Source organism: uncultured Anaerobiospirillum sp., assembly GCF_902485895.1.
GTDB classification, from domain to species: Bacteria; Pseudomonadota; Gammaproteobacteria; order Enterobacterales; family Succinivibrionaceae; genus Anaerobiospirillum; species Anaerobiospirillum succiniciproducens.
In genome coordinates this window covers 1-18,245 of the sequence record NZ_CABTML010000074.1, presented here as the reverse complement: position 1 = coordinate 18,245, position 18,245 = coordinate 1, and the positions used below count along the sequence as shown (strand labels likewise).

Sequence of the window (18,245 nt, the reverse complement as noted above, 5' to 3'; positions counted from 1 at the left end):
CATCACACGCATAAAATTGCCAGGAAGTGCGTGTAAATGAGGCTCTAGCTTATAGAGCAAACTAAAGAGCCACGAGTAAGACTCAAACTTTATGCACAAGCTAAAGAGCCACGAGCAATACTCAAGCTTTATGCGCAAGCTAAAGAGTCATGAAAAAGGCTAAATCGTAAGCACAATGACAGTTGATTTCAAATCAAATGGACTAAGAGTTTTTAAGAGCATCCTGATAGCGATCGTCATTAACTGCAGATAAGATGGTAGCTACCTTGTTTGAACCCTCTTTGAACTCTGAGTTAAGGTCAGACTGACGTAAGATGCCGCCGCCAATGTAGCAAGAGGCAATGGTCTTGCTTGGACAAGTATCATCTTTACTTAGCTGCATGCAGCGTAAGTTTACGTACAAGGCACTTTGTCCATCCATATTAAGAGGGCCTAACATGCCGGCATAGTAGGCACGATCATAGCCTTCATTTTCTTGAATGAATTTATATGCCTCAAGCTTTGGCAATCCACATACTGCAGGTGTCGGATGCAGTGCACCTATAATCTCGCCTAAGCATTGTTGATTGGCAATGCTAAAGGTAAAGTCAGTCTTAAGGTGGCATACAGGGCCAGCAGCTGCACTCTTAGGTCCAGACTTTTCAATACTATCGGAGTAGCGACTTAAGACCTCCTCAATATAGGAGGTTACATAGCCTTGCTCTTCGACATCTTTAGCTGACCAATCGCTTAATGAAGGAATAGCGCTAGCTACGTCTTGGCAATTTAAGCCGTACTCAACTAAAGCTGCACTTACCTTGCACTTTGAAGTGCTTTCAGAGCAAGCAGAATTTTCAAGACCAAGCTTTTGCCTGAGCTCCTCGCGATAGCATGCTAAGTTCATGGTACCAGCTAAGGACATGGTTCTAAACTCACGGCCATCGCCTTTAAGAAGGATTTCAGGAGTTGCACCAAACCAAGTGCCCGTTGGCTCAGAATTTACTACCGAGACAGTCATATTTGGATATAAGGCACAGGCTTTAGCAAATGATGAGAATAAGCCAAATGGAGCGTAAGCATACTTCTCACAACGTGAGAGCACGAGCTTATCAAAGAGGCGATCTTTAAGCGCACTGCTAAATCTATTAAAAACTTCTTCATAACGCTTAAAGACAACGTCATTGTCTTCAACGCGCTCTTTAAAGCAGAGTTTGTCACCATGAATCGCTGCAGTCTTTGTATCCAACTTAGCGTGGCGCTCAAGTAAGTACTCAATAATCTCAGTATCACCATTAAGTGACTCATCGGCGCGGATGACAACCATCGGATTGCGCTCAGAGATGGCAAAAGGAGCCATCAAAAAGCCAGAGGCAGTGCTTAAATCTTTAAAGTCAGTGATTGACTGAACATCGTTGCCACGCTGCACAATCAGACGTGGTTCTTTGCTCTCTGGCAAACGATAAAGCACGAATGGTACTTTGTTTTGCACCAGATCATCTAAGACTTCATCGCAAGCTAATAAAACACGTGGTTCAGCCACATTAACCTCACAAACAGACAATCAAAAGCCTACAAGACGTTACCGTCATGTTGCCTACAAAAAACTATAAGGCCCAGCGCCTCACAGTTGCGGTCAAGGGTAATCCTTGAGTAGCCAAATTACCCAAGGCATCACCTAAACCATCAAAATAGTGGTCAAAACTTCGCTTGACCTTACCACACCAAATTAAGCTTTAAAGCAATACTTAACTACCTGCTTTAGCCTGAGCTGCAGCTATCTTTTGTAAGTGAGCTGAGCCTTCAGTACCAGTCGGACTGATAATGGTGTTTGTCACTCGAGCTGTCGAGATAAGACGACCATCAAGGGCAGTGATATCCACATTAACCACATGAGTTGTCTTACCAACGTGCAAAGCCGTGGCTGTCACCGTAAGCTTTTCGCCTAACTTAGCCATCGAAGTGTGGTTGGCACTCACTGCAGAACCTACAGGGTGAGAGCCTTTTGGACATAGCGCAAATGATGCAAGACCAGCTGCTACCTCAGCTAAGGCAAGCGAGGTACCGCCATTTAAAATCCAACCAATTGGAGATGGTCTACATAAATGGTGTCCAAGCGTAACCTCCATAGTTACGCCCTCTTGTTTAAAGCGCTTAATGCTAAAGGACAAGAGTTTTGATAAAGAGTCATAGCCTCTATCTTCACTAAGACCAAAGATAGCCTTATCAAGGTCATAGCCTTTAGTGTGCTCATCAAACTCACAATCAGAACTTACGCAACTAAAGTTGCCAATCTCTTGAGCCAATTGAGCATCATCATGCTCATGCTTAAATTGGGAATCGCACATTAAAGCGTCCTGCCATAAAGTCACAATAAACAGCCGCTACCAAGCTAAAGAGAATGTCACGCCCCTAAGCATCATCGCCCGCGCAAAAAAAAACTAGCCACTAACTAGCCTAAAATGGCTTAAAAAACAAAGCATACACAATGCTCAGACGTAGCAAAGCCTCAGCAAAGCTGATAGCCGTTCGATTATAACATGCTGAATTTTTGATACTTTTGCATTGCTCACAAGCTGACAATCTCGATCAACAAACCCTATCTTTATCAGCTACAAATTGCTTATTTAAGCCATCCAAATGCATTGCATCTAAACCAACCCTGCTGTAAATAATTATGGCTTAACTCCCAAACCTCCCCCATTTAATGGTAGGCAGCCACATGAAAGCAGATACAGCGCTAATCGTCTTTTGCTCTATCAGTCCATGGAAAAGCAGTTCTAAGCGTACTTAAATAAGCATATAACAATGTTGCTAAGAGACAGCGCCCGCTACACAGAGCGATTGTATTTAGTGAGTTGAGCACAGGCATCAGGCCAACGCATTAGCAGTTGATTTTGCTGCCATTTGCAATATATCTAGAAGATAAGATCGGCTGCGCTGGGGAATAAGATAGATACGCCTTTTGTGACGAACGGCTAAAATCAATGCAAAGTTTGCTTCCGAGAAGACTTTAGGATCGCACTAAGTCATAATTTTTAGTCGTCATCTGCTAAACTTGTGCGCAGGCGCTATCTTGCGCCATAGCCGCTCCTTTTGTTTTCAGGAGCCATCATAAGGATTTCGCCGTGTCAGTTAGAACTGCTTCGAACTTTATCAATTTCTTGAAGGCTTACGTACCTAACATCGACAATAACGCTCAGTTCGATGAACACGTTATTGCTCTAGCCAAAGAGAACTCTGTAACGCCATTCAAGTTTAACTTTACAAAGCTTGAAGAATACAAGGTACTCATTGATACGGCTGTAACAGAAAAGCAGTCTAAAGTTTTCTTAGTTTCAGGCCAGGCAGGTGATGGAAAGACGCATTTTTTACACAGCATCTGTGTAGATAAAAGCTTGTTTTCAATGTCAGAGGAAGCATGGCAGGCTGTAACTGAAGATACATATAAACAAATAGCGATCAACGCTTATGGCGATCTTCAATTAGAAGACTGTATAAAGATCTCAGAGAATAATCAAAGCAAGCTTAAGACTGTTGTGCTTAAGCACCTGATGCTTAAATTAGTGATCATCACTGATCTTACCTGCCTACGTACCAATGAAGACAAAGCAGAGCTCTATAACGTAATTGAATCTATTGCATCTGAGAATATAAGGCTCAAGCAAAGCAAAGTTAACTGCTCTGAGTCTAATTCTAGTCAAGCTGAATGTGATGCTTTAGCTGCTCGTGACCTTAATACCATAGTGCTCATTGCAGGTAATAACGGCCGCATTTTAAAAACCTTCGGTGAATACGCAATACTGATCCGCAACAATTTTAGATCATTAGACCCATTAAATGAGAACCAGGGCAATCCTCATAATTTTATGGTTCTAAACGAGATGTTAAATCTTGCTAAGTCACTTGAGCAGCATATGATCCTCAATAAGGTGTTTCGATCAGACTTCATCCAGCTATTGCCGCTATCTGAGTGCCTTGATCGTGATGCTGTTGAGATGGTGTTTAAAGAGGTTCTCAATGACGATAATTGGTGCCGTTGTTTAGATTGTTCGATACACAATAAGTGCCCAATATACGCAAATAGACGTGCTCTACTTCAAGACAATGTTATTCGTCACTTTGCAGATCTCTTTGAGCTTGCAAAAGATGACGGTATGCACTTTACCGTCCGTAATCTTTTGGTAGTGATATGTAACGCTATTTTAGGCAACCAGCACTATACCAGTGATCGCTTTTATACTTGCCTCAAGGCTGAACACGATGTTGAGGCAAGCTTTTATGCGCCATATAAATTTAAAGGAGATCGTCGCTCCTCTCCATTTGATAATCTGCTTGGCTTAAATTTAAACTCCAAACAATTCAACCTTATTGACAAAGACGACGATGGCACAGGTGATGACACCATTCAAGCCTTAAATACACCTCCAATCTTCAGGCAGCTTGAATATTTTGGTGTCGGCTCTCATAGTACTAAACTTCTTGATGACTTCATCGTCCAAGCATGCATCTCCCCTGGATCAGATGCTGGGCAAATGCTAGGTGATCTAATTGGTTCTTCCGATGCTGCAGATATTAGAGAGAAGCTAAAGATCAGTCTTGAGAGCCTACAAGAATATAGTGAAAGCGATACAGTCAATGACTCAGAAGTAAAACAGGCTACTGATAATATGAGAGCCTATATGGCGTCTATGCGTAGAATTATATTTTTTACTGCAAACGAAAGCCTCGATAATGCCTTCACTGACTCATCAGGCACATCCACTTATTCTCTTAGCTCTCTTAGCTATGCAAAAGCATACTTAAGCTTTAAAGAATTCATCCGCCACAATATTGATCTTTCTAAAGGAGACGAAAACACGCCTCCAAGCTTAGTTGAACAGCTAATCGATGGACTCAATCGTGTGTTTACAAGCTTAAGCTTGATGAAATCAAACGATAGTGTCTATGTATCGTCCAATAACATTATTAACCCTGCCGAGTTCTGCATTGTTCCTGATAAAGATCGCTTTGTTTTAAAGTTTGAAAATAATGACTCTGACTTCAGTAATGTAATACGAATTGTGCGTTCAGGATTACTTAATGATGTTAAAGATCTTCCAACCCTAGCTTACTACCCAAAGTCTAGCTATTGGCCAGAGCTTGCAAAACAAGAGATTTACCATAGCAACGATGATAGCAATGATAGCTCTAAAGACTCATTAATAAGCGAAGAGCGCAAGCGTGAGATCATAGACATCATGAGCCAGGACGAGAATTTTATTGATGGCTATTGTGATGGAGAAGGTATTGAGTTTGAAGAATTGGATGATGCACAGAAGCTAAATACGTACTGTAATTGCCTTGAAAAGCGCAACAATAAAGGAAAGCTTAAAGATGCGCATAAACCAATATACGAAACACTTAGTGCGATGTTTGGTAGGGCAAAGAACAATAACTCTGCATCTGATAATACTAAAAGCTTATCAAGTTACTTAGAGAATTCTAAAGCAGGCAAATACTACCCTGTTGTAGCACAGAAAATAATCCTAACCCCTCGCCTTTTTAACTATCTAATGGCAATGGGGGCAGGTGATAGCTCAATATCTTTCTCAGATGAGTGTCATGAAGAACTTACATCCTTTAAAACTCGTATTGAGGCTTTTATGGATGAGCGTGGACAGAACGATGAACCAAATGACACCAACGTTATAGAAAAGCTCAAGTTCTGCAAAATCGATAGTGATGGACAGATCAAACTCGAGTAGCGTGTTTCTATAGCTAATGAAGCATACTCTCTAATGTTTAAGTCTTAATTTGAAAGCCTCATTAGCAGAGGGCTTAAAGCACCTTTTAACTTAATTTCGTTTTCCTAAAAGCTGACAGCGCATTTGCATTGCACAGGGTTACATCTATGAGCACTAGTAGCAATTTTGATCAAAGACTTGAAAGATCAACCAAGGTTGACCATCGATTAGCTGAAGAGATCACCGAACTATGTCAAGTTGCCAATAACCGTAACCATTGCGCTATAAGTAAAGCTGCTCAAAAGGTTGCTAAGCTAAACTCGCGTAATAACGAGAGCCCCTTGATTGCCGAGGAGAGCGCTATCTGTACTCCATCAAGAGAGTCATCTGCTAAGACAAACTCCGCTCATGAGTCTATGCAAAATACCAACTTAAGCACACCAGATGATGCTGTTAAACCTCGTAAGAAGGCCACACTAGCAAAGCAGATTAAAAGAAAAAAATGGTTCAATGATTTTTTTTGTGGGTTTAGAAGAAAAAGCTATACCCAGCTGAAGTAAAGCCATCATGACTTATGATTAGATGAGGTATGTAACTTTAGGCAGGATATGACTTTATGTAAGACGTGAAATCAGATAGGATCTCGTAATCAAAAAAACAATAATAAAACTAAACGAGACCCCAAATGAATTCTACCACATTTCCATCCTGCCCAAACAATAGCTTTGAATATGCTGATTCTTGCTTTAGGTTGCCATGCCTAGCACCAGGCTTCATCCCAAGTAATGAAGGCTTTTATTATGATGCCATTTATCGTTATATACGGAACTATGGACATAGTAAAAAGCATAGGTACATTGAACACGTTGACTACATCTTCAGAGGAACGGTTCAAGAGTCTCCAAATGAAAGTAAATGCCCTGTTTGTGGTTCTATCATGCATGTGCATGGTAGATATACAACTAGAATTAAGCATATACCATTCGGCGATAAGGGTATTTCCCTTGATGTTGAACACTTGAGATATCGTTGCCCAATCTGCAGTAAAACCAAGCATCAAGAAATTCCATTTAAAGTGCCTGGCATGAAACTGACCTATGCCATGCGAGACTTTATATTGAACAAATTAAGACAAGGTGCAACTGTAAAGTCTGTATCCATGGAGACTGGCGTTGGACAAAACCTCATTAAGGATATAGATAAACAAAGGCTTTTGGATGAATACACTGAAGAGATAGATGGTGATATACGATGGTGTAAACCATCTAGACAGGCTAGATATCTAGGTATTGATGAGTTTAAGCTTCGTTTCCCTTATCAAATGGCAACAGTCATTATTGACCTAGAAACAGGTGAAGTGTTGTGGCTTCAAGAAACCAAAAGAAAGCAAGTCGTATACGACTTTATCGACCATGTAGGGGATGAATGGATGAAGCATGTAAAAGCCATTGCATGTGATATGAATGCAGACTTTGCTAGTGCATTTACGAGCAGATTTCCGCATCTTGATATCGTATATGATCGCTTCCATATAATAAAGAACTTCAATGAAAATGTAATCAATAAAGTTCGTAAAGACGAACAGCGACGACTAATAAAAGAAGGTAATAGAGAAGGCGCTGACTCACTTAAGCGTACTAGACTTATCCTTACGGCTAATAAGAAGACCTTAGAGCGACGAGATAATGAAAGTCGCAAGCATAATGCACGTCTTCAAGAGATTAAAAATAACAATACAAAAGCTGAGTTCACTGCTGTTAACCCTGAGCGTGAGCAGATGACTGATAGAGTTGCCAGATACAAGAAAATTATCGAAGAGAACGAGCTCATGTTAGCAATAGACATCATTAAGGAAAAGCTAACTGATGCTTACGAAACAATGCTAAGCCCTGATAGTATGCATAGAGTCATGAGTGAAATCGTAGATTTTTGCAAGGGAACAACGAACACGCACTTTTGTTGGTTTGCTAAGCTAATAGAAAACCATATGGGTGGCATCATAACTTTTGCTAAGCACATAATCACCTCAGGAAAATGTGAGGGTACAGTTCAATTGATTAAAACAATTAGACGAGCTAGTTATGGTATACCAGACACGAAGTACTTCTTCCTGAAAATTATGGATGCCTCTAGGCGCTTTGGAAGAAATAATACTAAGGCCTTGAGGCTTGAATAGTTTTAAATTTGACAAATGGGATTTTATGGATCCCACAAAAAATAACATTGACCCAAAAAAATCATCTGTAGAGACTAGTAAGAGCAATTTAGAGAAAACCGAAACTATCTCTAGTGTCGCCGTTAGCTCAACGCATAGCTCTGATAGCAGCAATATGTCCATAACTCGCACCTTAGACGATCAAAATTTAAATACACTGCAGTCATATGGCTACGTGCCTGATGATTTAAGAGCAAAGATCAACCGTGCTGATGTTGATAAAGAAATTGCCAAGTACAGTCTAGTAAAGCTTGCTAGCGACGATACCAACATCACTCTACAGGCAGATGAAGACGATAAAGTAATCTTCATTCCTGCTAATATCGACCAGTTCAAGAAGCTCTATGGTAAAAACTTAGAGCAATTTAAAACTTCATTAAAGAAAATCGATCGTTATGTTCGTCTGCTAGAAGACAGATTCGTAGGTAAACGCTACCCTAAAAACCCTGTCTTTACCAACAAAACTATAGAGGCAGAAGAGGCCTACCTAGGTAATGCTTTTCATACCAATCAATTAAAACAGCACACGATTCTTGAGCTTCTACAAGTACTGTATTCTCAAGATCCCAATAATCCTTTAACAATCGAGACGGCTAATGAAACTGGTCAAGTGGAGTTCACCAGATATACACGAGCACGTCTGAGACATATTCTATTCAACAATCCATATGTAGGCTCAATCAGCGCTAACAACAGCTTGCTCGAAGATGAAAAATGGGATGCTTGGCGAGATCAATTCAATGCGTTGAATAAAGATGAAAAAGTACAACCAATTACTGAAAAAACAACAGATCAGTATAAAAAGGACTTTGGCTCGTTTGAGAACTTTGAGAAAGCAATCAACCTAATGCGATCATGGCTGATAGATCATGATACTAAGCGCCAGTGGACAACTATGTTCCTGTTCCCTTTTGGTCAAAATGCACTTTACAAAGAGATTGATAAAGCTTACGACACCCATCATAACCTCTTCTCTGGTCAAGGCGAACTAATCTTTAGCATGTTACAGCGTGCTTTAAACTCACCTTATTTAACCAAAACAGAGGCAGAACATCAGCTTGAAGATAAGCATGTACAAAACATTGCTATACATGGCCAAAAAGCTGAAGAGACTTTAGTCTCTAAGGATACTGATGTTGGGCAAAAACTTATTAACAGATTCTTCAACGAAGATGATGCCATCAATACTTTCGCAGGCTACATCAATGCCTCAAGTCCAGATGAGAGCCCTAAAAATAACAAAGAGCCATATGCTCTGAGCGCATTTTTACCTTATCTAGACTTGCCTGTATATGAAAAGGTTAAAGAAGACTTTAACAACCTACTGTATTGCAATTTAAATAAACAACATCTCTTTATTGCTCTTGCCAGAATGGCCACATTAAATCTCTTAGTCTATGTTCTCGAGCAAGAACAAAAAATGTGCATAGCCAACGAGATTCACCGTCGGTTTACCCCGCAAACAAACGGAAACACATCTGTTTTAGGAATCGATGCAATTAAATTACATGATGCCATTAGCATTGGCACACAAGACAGCGAGCTTAGTAAGAAACTAGACAACGAGATTGATGCTCTTAATAAGCAATTTGACATCAACATACCAGTCTGTGCCAAAGGCAAGCAAGAGAGCAAGGATGTCAAACGCTACTCAAAAGAAAGGCAACAACTTCATCACTCGTTTTTTGATCTTAGCCGTATCAGCTATGTTAGACAACGAGCCGAAAGCTATCTTGCTTTGACTGTACCGTTTTTACGAAATGACTCAGATCTAAGCAAAGATGACATTGATATTGTCAGAGATATTGTATTTTCTGCCTTTAACTATAGACCTGACATAGACAAGAAATACGATACCAAAGGAGCAATTAAGAATCGAGCCACATGGGATGCTCGTGATTGCACCACCATTATCGAGAAGATGGTAAATAAAACTGTAGGTCGTGATACCCATATGACAGGCCTGATAACCCATCTAGCAGCGCAGTGTGGTCTTTCTAAGCTAACTAAATCAGTTAGAACCAACTATGAAATGACTGATGAGCTTCTGCGCACGTTAGTCATGGCGGTTCTAGGAAAAGAGGAATGTATGAAGCTATCGAACTTCCTTGAGATTATTCGCGAACGCTACCACATCGTCATTGGTCCTAGTGAAAAGCGCAGTGTTGTAAGCAGAGAGGAGCTTGAAAGCTCAAGTAATACCCCTGATTTAAACGGCAATCTAGTTCAACTTAAGCTACAGCTGCATCGTTTGGATATGCTGATCTACTTAAGTGATTATTGCGAATACGTAAAAAGACCATAGTTGATTGACGTTACACAATGCTGCCAAGATCTAGCATCGCAGCAACAAAACACGTCACAATCTTTCATAGAGGGCTATATACATAGCCCTGAAAAAATGATTTAGGCTCGTTTCCTAGGATTTAAAGATGCAGTTTCATTCAATTAAAAGTTTGTTTAAAAAGCTTTACGCTCCATACGAGTCGAATATAACCGCTGCTTATGAAGATGCCGGCATACTCAATTTAACAGAGCAAGAGATTACTGGCCTTAATGAGTATCAACGTCAGGTCAAAGATATCGAGAGCAAAGCCTTATCGATGGCCAATGACCTTATAGCTTATGCTGGCGCAAACTATATTTTAGGAGTCATCAAAAAATCTGTTTTAGATAACAAAACTGCTAATCAAGATGGCAACAGCGCAGAGATTAAAGGCTTGCTTGCGTTTTGTGATGTGCACAATGAAGTAATCAAACTCGTTTGCGATGAGCTCTTTGAGCGTATTAACAACCATGAAGCTAGCGACAGCACTTTATATCCTGTACAGCACCTTGAAATATTGATACCTAAAACTATCATGCAAGGCATTGACTGCAGTGCCTTACGCTATGTCGTGGATAAAAGCCCTGCTGATGTTCGTAATAGCATTGATAATAGCAATAAGATTAAGCTCTTTGCCTGCAATAGTGATGAGGACTCTGAGACTTTAGAGAACGTCCCAAAAGTAGATAATAATGCTCTTATCCAAGCAATCATAGACAATGTCTTTAAATATATGTCTGCATTTGCTCAAGCATATGGGATTGCACCTTATCAGAAAGGTAAAGGTGCAGATCATCTTAAAAATACCCTTTTGCTTCTCAAAGAGCATGATGAGATTGACCTAAACATTTACAACTTAGCCAAATTCGTGTGCATTACTTGGCTAAATATGAATAATCTCAGTACTTCTGATGCTATGCGTAAAGCTTTGGGCAAATCTCTCTATGTAATGTCATTCCCTTCTCAAAGCGGCTTATTTAGTACAGACAACCTAAACAAAGCATACAAAGATAAATATCGTAAAGTTATCAATGATATTGTTAAAGGTAGAGGCTCACTGCGCTCATGCACTGACTCCAAGGGAAATCGTCTAAAATACGATACGCTACTAGAACGTTATCAGCAATATTTCGTTGCTGATGAGGCAAATACAGATAAGTCAGACTCTTCGTTTAAATCAGAGAAAATATCTGATGTTATGCCTTTTGAGCATGCTCTTATCAAGCGCTATATTTTGAGCGTAAAAGACTTCAATCCCGATAACTACAAGCATGTCTACAATGATCTGTGTCATATAGAGTGGAGTGATAGATTATCTAAACTTTTTGATGCTAAAGCAGAAAAGCGCACAAATAAAAAGAGTCTTTGGGAACGTACCGAAGAACACTTCAAACAGCATAAGCAAAATGAAGCTGAAGATCTCAATAAAGATGAGGCCAAAGAGATTAGCCTTATCATGGATCTTGTCTCTAATCACAACGGTATAGAGAAAATTGATCACGAGGATGTTGATAAGCTATTTGACTTTGTCCAAAACCACAAGCGTATGCTTAGCATCGATCCTAAGCTTTTAAAGGAATGGAATGATCTCATCTTCTCAAACAATAAATATGAAGATGATAACTTCATGCTTTCCTTAACTAAGTGCATCGTATATGCATGCGGGTGCTCCTTTGTATCCAATGCAAATACCGAAAAGGATACTGTAAAAACAGCATACATTGAGCTTAGGCTGGATGAAACTCAAAACAGTATGCTGAGCAAGAACTATGTAGCTATAAGATACTTCTCTATGCGCTTTGGTGCATATTTAAAATATCTTGAGGAACAACTACACCTTAAGTTCTTTGTCACTAGTCCAAATCGCAAATTACCACTTACCAAAGATGGAAAGATTGACAACGCACTGCTTGATGACTTTGTAAACAGTCGCGATACCTTCCCGATCATGGACTACAATAAGTTCTATGAGTCAGCACAAGTTGAGCAAGATGCAAAATACTCAACCAAGGTTGGTAAGGACTTCATATCCCTTAAGTTCATCGTTATACACAAGAGCACCCAGAAAAACTCTGATAGAAGATATAAGATTACTTGGACCTATAGAATAAATAGCACTCCGGTCAATCTTGCTCCTAATTTAGAGCAGATCTTAAACTTTAGCACTAGTGAAACCACTCATCCTGAATGCGGTATTAAGCTTGATGAAAAGAAGATCGTATTAGGCTCATACCAGCATCAACAATACACCATCACTGGTAAGCAAGCTCCTTTAGATATTAGCTCTCCTGCATCTTTCGTCTTAAACGAATCAGGTGCCATATCTTTTGAATCTAGCGGCTCTAATGACAGCTTAACGAATAAAATCCAAAATTTGCTTGATGAGTGTCAAAAGCGTGCTAGAGAATACGAATCGTCATATGATGCAGATGCTTATATCACCAATGATCATTGGGACGAAACACTTTCTCTAACAGCCAAGATTGATCGCATCAAGAAACTATTTAAAGATTTCCATGATGCGTATTTCATGGCTCTTAAAGCAATGTACGACAGTTCTCTGCTTTATTCAGAGGCTAGAAAGCTTTCCGATCGCTATACATTACTGCAAAACTCAATCATTGCAGCAATGGATAATGAGCTAGCTCCACCAGATATTATTGCCGGTCTAAGAAATATTTTAAACCTGGTCATGATGGTTGGCTTTGCTTATGAAAAGAGTAGCTCAAATAATGTGATCGCATCTCCTTTCACTGTTGAAAGCATGCGTTCATACACAGCAAAGCTTGAGCGTTTATCCTCTATTATCTGCGCTGCAGCAAATGGCGATCTCAACTTATCACAGATCAACATGTTCATCGAATCGCTATCGAATGATATGGCATACATCGATGCGCCTGAGGCATGCCTACGCCTAGACAATAACAATGTTGGAAAAATACTCTTTGCCAAAGAGGAAGTCGCAGGCTATGCACTATATGATTATCTATCTGATATCTATAGCCAAAACAAAATTGCACTCCCTGTCAAAGACTACACTAATGCTATCTTAGAGTACTTAAGAAGATATGTGCAGACTCGTCCTTACGAGCCTAGTCAATGTACTCTGATGGTTAGAGACTGCCGTTTCCCTGAGCTCTTAGTAGGAATTTATCTAGCATTGAGAGAGTCGGAATTTCTATCTAACATCGCCCTCACCTTGCTCATCGTGAACGATGAAATGCACATGACTGTGACTATTAGCAAGGTCTTTGAGCAACTGCGTACTAGTGAGCTCAATGAGCATAACAATGAGGCAATGGCCAAACGCGTGCACGTCACTATTTTATCTTCACAACAGAACCTCAAGGCCAACGCTACTCTTTCAAATTATCTTAATCACAATAATCTTAAGTTTAACGGTAAAACTATCGAAGTAGCCTCAAACCGTATTGCAGACATTACTATTCTGATGCATATGTTTGATGAGGACTCTATCGTCGAATATGATGACTTCCCTGTAGGCCTTCTATCTGATGAAGTTAATGCCATGCCTTCATTAGTAAACCGTTATAACACTGGTAAGAAACGTAGTGAGCAGGTATGTAAGTTCTTAGTTAATCAAGTGCAGCCATTAAGCCGTATTCAGTACTTCAACTCAATATGGCTATTTTCTAAAGAGGGCTCCACCAAGTCCAATCTTAAAGACTTCCTGACATACAATAACGCTATTGCAAAGCAGGCAAGTTCTCGTCTTAATCATGGCAAGTTTGATGAGACAGCATTGCATGCCTACTTACCAAATCGCATTGTAAGTCGCTCTCTCTCAAGCAAAAACATGCACCCAGATAGTATTGCTGCGAACAAATATCCGACTATGGATCTTGAGACAAAGCTTAAGAATATCCATAGCCATTCAGAAGTTGTGGCATTTATCGATGAGTTGCAATGCCGTAATTTAGTACGAAAGAAGAATGACCTATATGGCAACAACAACTTGAGCCTAGGTAAACATGCTAGTGATGAGGAACGTCGTGTTGTCTTTTATAACAAACTCAAGAACTCTCGCGTTAACTTGCTAGTCTCTTCATCTGCCGAAAGACATAATACTGAACGTCATTTGCGCAAGATCTTCGAGAACACTTGTCAAAATCGTCATGAGTATGCAAATGACTTCATAAGTGCTGTTGAGGCTGATGCTGTAGACATATCAGGAAGCATGCTATTACGTGCTGAAAACCGTCGCAAATTCTCATATGAGCTCATGGGCAATGTGATGAGTAAGTTCCTGATGGAACAAATCCTAACTCATATGAAAAAGTACATGAAACTTGAGACCATTAGCGCCTTAGGCAAGCCTCTGTTCTTGTCCTTAGACGATTATCAACAGGTCTTAATAGGCAAGAGCGCAAGTCGCGCAGATATCCTGTGTTTGCATGTTGTCAAATACGCAAACTCAGTCAACCTACAAAACAATCAGCAGTGCGATAGCTCTGTTAGTGAAGGCATACAAAATCAATATCTTTTGCTTGTGAGTGTAATTGAGTCAAAGTTCTTACAGGACTTCACTAATACTGCTGCAATACAATCAGCTGATCAGGCTCAAAAGTCACTCCAGTACTTGAGCATGCCTCTATTGAATGACTTTGCAGATAGAAGACTATATTTGGCTAAATTCGCAGATATGCTTGCAGATAACTATCAAGCAAGATCTCCAAATGAGTATGAGGTATTCTCCAAGATCCAGACTCTGATTCGAGAAGAACAGATTGACATCATGTTCTCTGGTTACTCATTTGTTTTTGTCATTAATAAAGTAAATGACACAGAGGAACAAAATAAGAACCTCCAAGCATCTTTTCATCCAAGCTCTAAAGATAACTCAAATGAACAACAGAGAATTATTCAGCTCCATATCCATCATGATCCTGTCTCGAAGCTTATGGAGGCATACACCGATGATCGTTGCTGCATAAAAACTAATGCAATTGATGATGAAAAGGGCAGTCAACAAACAAAGTACAAAGAACTGCAGCCATCCACCAATTTGTTTGAACAAATGCTTGAAGCAGATGGAATGTATCTTCTCAAAGAGTACTTGGATATTAAGCATCCTCAGATTATCAAGCTGAAGCCGCACAAATCGTTAGTACTTACTGATAGCTCTAATACAAAGGCAGCATCAGTAAACACTAAAAACATAGATAGTAAAGCAACATCTTCAAATACTCAGGCCCAGGCTCAAAATGTCATTGATCAGCCTAAAGCAGCATCGAATGACAAACCAAGGGCTAATACCGAAGACTCTGAAACTAATGGTTCCAATAAGGACACCATAGATCAAAGTTCACAAAACAGAGATGTAGCTACAAGCACTACAAAAGATACTGATCATGGTTCAAACAATAATACTTTGACCAACGCAGATAAGTCTTCTAGCGAAGCTAAAGAGCAAGTCGATCAAAAGTCAGTGACTACAACCACGCCTAGAGACGACACTAATGGCAGTGCCGCTGTATCTGAAGGTGACTCTGGCTCAAAGTCTAATTATGAGAATAGTAAAGACACTGCCTTAGTTACTAAGAAAGCTGATGCCACAACAGATACCAATGAGGCAGTTGATCCTTCAGAACCTAAAAACTCTAAGGAGCAACAAGGTTCTGGTAGTGAGGCTACAAGTGCTACTGCTAAACCTGGCGTATTTAAACCAATGTCGCCGTTCTTTAATCAACAGCAACAACAAGAGCCTGTTAAAGAGAATGAAGTCGCGACATCAATAACCGCCAAGCAAACTCCAAAGGACATAAGTCGCCAGGAGTTGATGAGCAGATTCTTTGCAGAACATATTAAAGTAAAAGAATACCTCGATAGCTGTACAGCTACAGTAGACTTTGAAAATCCTAAAAATCTTGAACACCTTGATGAGTTTATCCATCAGCTCATCAAAAAACTCAATAAGGGCAATGTTTCTGTAAGAAAGAAGCGCATCACCACCTCAGGCGGATACGTTGAGCTTAGTGGTGATGAAACTCTGACCACTAAGTCTATCAGTGCTCTTCACGAGTATATGCTGACACAGCATGGCTTTGATATCACCGATGTAACTGCTATTAGCAAAGCAATTGCAATTAGAGTTGAGTTTAAAGACTTTGACAGAATCTTCGTGCCTTATGAGGCCATGCTCAAAGACCGTGAGTTTAACTACGACACCTACACAATTGATGGGGTAGAGTACTTAGGCTTTAACAGTCGCTTTATTCTTGGCATCAAAGACGATGATGGTTCTCAAATGTACTTGGACTTAAGGCGAGATGCTCCACATACTCTTATTGCTGGCGGTACATCCTCAGGTAAGTCCACCATCATGAAGATGATGATCATGGACATGATCTTGACCAACCTGAGCTCAGAACTAAGAGTTATCTTGATTGATCCAAAGGATGGTGTCGAGTTAGGAGAGTTTAAAGATCTGCCTAATGTAGGAGTTAAAAACTTCCCTAGCCAAGAAGAATACCAAGAGTGCTTTAACTCTATCGTAGATGAGATGGAGCAGCGCTATAAATACATGAGCCAATTTAGGCAATTGCTCAATCAGGAACTTGGAGATGATGCACCTCCAATCCCTGACATTGACGAGTACAATAAATTTATGGCCAAGTACTTTGACGAGCATAATAAGACACCAGGATTTACCGTTCCTGGAGGGCTGCCACTGCGAATGGATCATGTCATTATGGTCATTGATGAGTTTGCTGACATTACCTTAACAGAAGGTAAGAGTAGCTCAATAGAAACGCTTATAACTCGCCTTGGCAATAAGGCACGAGCTGCTGGTATCTTCTTAGTATTGGCAACCCAAAGACCATCAGTAAAGGTTGTAGATGGCTCTATTAAGGCTAATACAGGCAATAGAATCTGCCTTAAAGTAGCCTCTAGAACTGAAACAATGATTGCACTTGGAGATCGTGGTTCGTACGATGCTTCTAAACTAGCTGGTAAAGGTCATATGATCGCAAAGCTTGGTGGTGAGGAATATATGATTCAGGGTGCATATATGTCTAGCGATTGCCTTGTCGCTTTGCGCAAAGCAATACGAGCAGACTATGAACTACGTCTAGCATGTACACAAAGCTAAAGAAAACAGCATGAGCATATAAGCGCAATCTAAATAACCTTAGGTAGCCTTTATTAAAGACAAATGCTGCAGCATACTAATGCTGCAGCATTATCAGATCATGCAAGCTGTATATGTATTAAACAACTACATACATAAGTCGTTTATCAGCATTAGCGGCTCGTACTCACCAAAACAAAGTGCACGTACATGTCTTTGACCATCAAGCATGTTGGCTATCATGTGCCACACACACACAACAGCTGTAGCGCGAGATCTATGCTGTCAGCATGCTTATAGCGTAGCTACCTTGGGTATGTGCTGGTGATCATCACCAAGGCCCATATGATAACTACTGTGAAAACTGTCGTAATCTGAATGTAGCTAAGGAAGTCGCACACAGCTGTGCCCAACAACTGCCTATAGCAAATGATCTTTTTGTGTACTTTTTGTGTACCTTTTATGTAAAAATTTGTGTACGGAAAAGTACCCCTTGCAATACCTTAGGAGGGGTAGCTAAAAACAGTTGGTATAAGTGAGAGCTCTGCATTAATCACGCTGCTCACTAAGGTGAGTCAGTAGAGAATTGCATATATAAGAGCGTTGATCGCTATGAATACTATCGATGTTATATAGAGGGGAATTGAGGAAGGTGCCAGGATTTTGCAGGGTGTAGAAACGAAAAAACCACCTTACGGTGGTTATTTTTATGTAAAACTTGTGTTTTACTTTGCCTAGAATGGCTTATTTATCATAAAAGTGGTGCTGATACCGAGAATCGAACTCGGGACCTCACCCTTACCAAGGGTGCGCTCTACCAACTGAGCCATATCAGCACTAAGTAGTGGCGGAACGGACGGGAATCGAACCCGCGACCTCCTGCGTGACAGGCAGGCATTCTAACCGGCT

At 40.2% G+C, this 18,245-nt stretch carries 7 protein-coding genes and 1 tRNA gene; 5 read left to right on the top strand and 3 right to left on the bottom strand.

Translation table 11 applies throughout. The annotated features are described in order from the left end of the window. Nucleotides 1-202: 202 nt before the first annotated feature. Together RDO37_RS06350 and RDO37_RS06345 are read right to left on the bottom strand one after the other, a co-directional pair. On the bottom strand, nucleotides 203-1,519 hold the full coding sequence (locus RDO37_RS06350) for a chorismate-binding protein (protein WP_308498480.1): 1,317 nt from the start codon (nucleotides 1,517-1,519) through the stop codon (nucleotides 203-205). A 205-nt stretch (nucleotides 1,520-1,724) separates the two neighbouring features. Further along, nucleotides 1,725-2,348 (bottom strand): PaaI family thioesterase, encoded by a 624-nt coding sequence (locus RDO37_RS06345; protein WP_308498479.1) that lies wholly within the window; start codon nucleotides 2,346-2,348, stop codon nucleotides 1,725-1,727. Between the two features lie 756 nt (nucleotides 2,349-3,104). Between RDO37_RS06345 and RDO37_RS06340 the strand changes: the two genes are divergently transcribed. The 5 genes from RDO37_RS06340 (at nucleotide 3,105) to RDO37_RS06320 (ending at nucleotide 17,357) form a co-directional block, all read left to right on the top strand. Next, entirely contained in the window at nucleotides 3,105-5,723 is a 2,619-nt protein-coding gene (locus tag RDO37_RS06340) for a hypothetical protein (RefSeq protein WP_308498478.1), read from the top strand. Nucleotides 5,724-5,869: 146 nt separating this feature from the next. Then, nucleotides 5,870-6,262, top strand: coding sequence for a hypothetical protein (locus tag RDO37_RS06335; RefSeq protein WP_308498477.1), 393 nt, complete (start codon nucleotides 5,870-5,872; stop codon nucleotides 6,260-6,262). Nucleotides 6,263-6,387: 125 nt separating this feature from the next. Next, nucleotides 6,388-7,878: an ISL3 family transposase gene (locus RDO37_RS06330; protein ID WP_308498476.1), complete on the top strand. Its 1,491-nt coding sequence runs from the start codon at nucleotides 6,388-6,390 to the stop codon at nucleotides 7,876-7,878. Beyond that, nucleotides 7,871-10,222 carry a hypothetical protein gene (locus tag RDO37_RS06325; RefSeq protein ID WP_308498475.1) on the top strand — a complete coding sequence of 784 codons (2,352 nt, stop codon included), beginning with the start codon at nucleotides 7,871-7,873 and terminating at the stop codon, nucleotides 10,220-10,222. Before RDO37_RS06330 ends, RDO37_RS06325 begins: the two co-directional genes overlap by 8 nt. A gap of 127 nt (nucleotides 10,223-10,349) precedes the next feature. After that, complete coding sequence (locus tag RDO37_RS06320) at nucleotides 10,350-17,357, top strand: FtsK/SpoIIIE domain-containing protein (protein WP_308498474.1); 7,008 nt, start codon at nucleotides 10,350-10,352, stop codon at nucleotides 17,355-17,357. Between the two features lie 739 nt (nucleotides 17,358-18,096). On the opposite strand, the gene RDO37_RS06315 is transcribed toward RDO37_RS06320, so the two are convergent. Continuing rightward, a tRNA-Thr gene (locus tag RDO37_RS06315) sits at nucleotides 18,097-18,172 on the bottom strand. Nucleotides 18,173-18,245 lie beyond the last annotated feature (73 nt).

Coding starts and splice junctions, on each gene's coding strand:
- RDO37_RS06330 (WP_308498476.1), top strand. CDS start 6,388: ATGAATTCTACCACATTTCCATCCTGCCCAAACAATAGCTTTGAATAT.
- RDO37_RS06320 (WP_308498474.1), top strand. CDS start 10,350: ATGCAGTTTCATTCAATTAAAAGTTTGTTTAAAAAGCTTTACGCTCCA.
- RDO37_RS06335 (WP_308498477.1), top strand. CDS start 5,870: ATGAGCACTAGTAGCAATTTTGATCAAAGACTTGAAAGATCAACCAAG.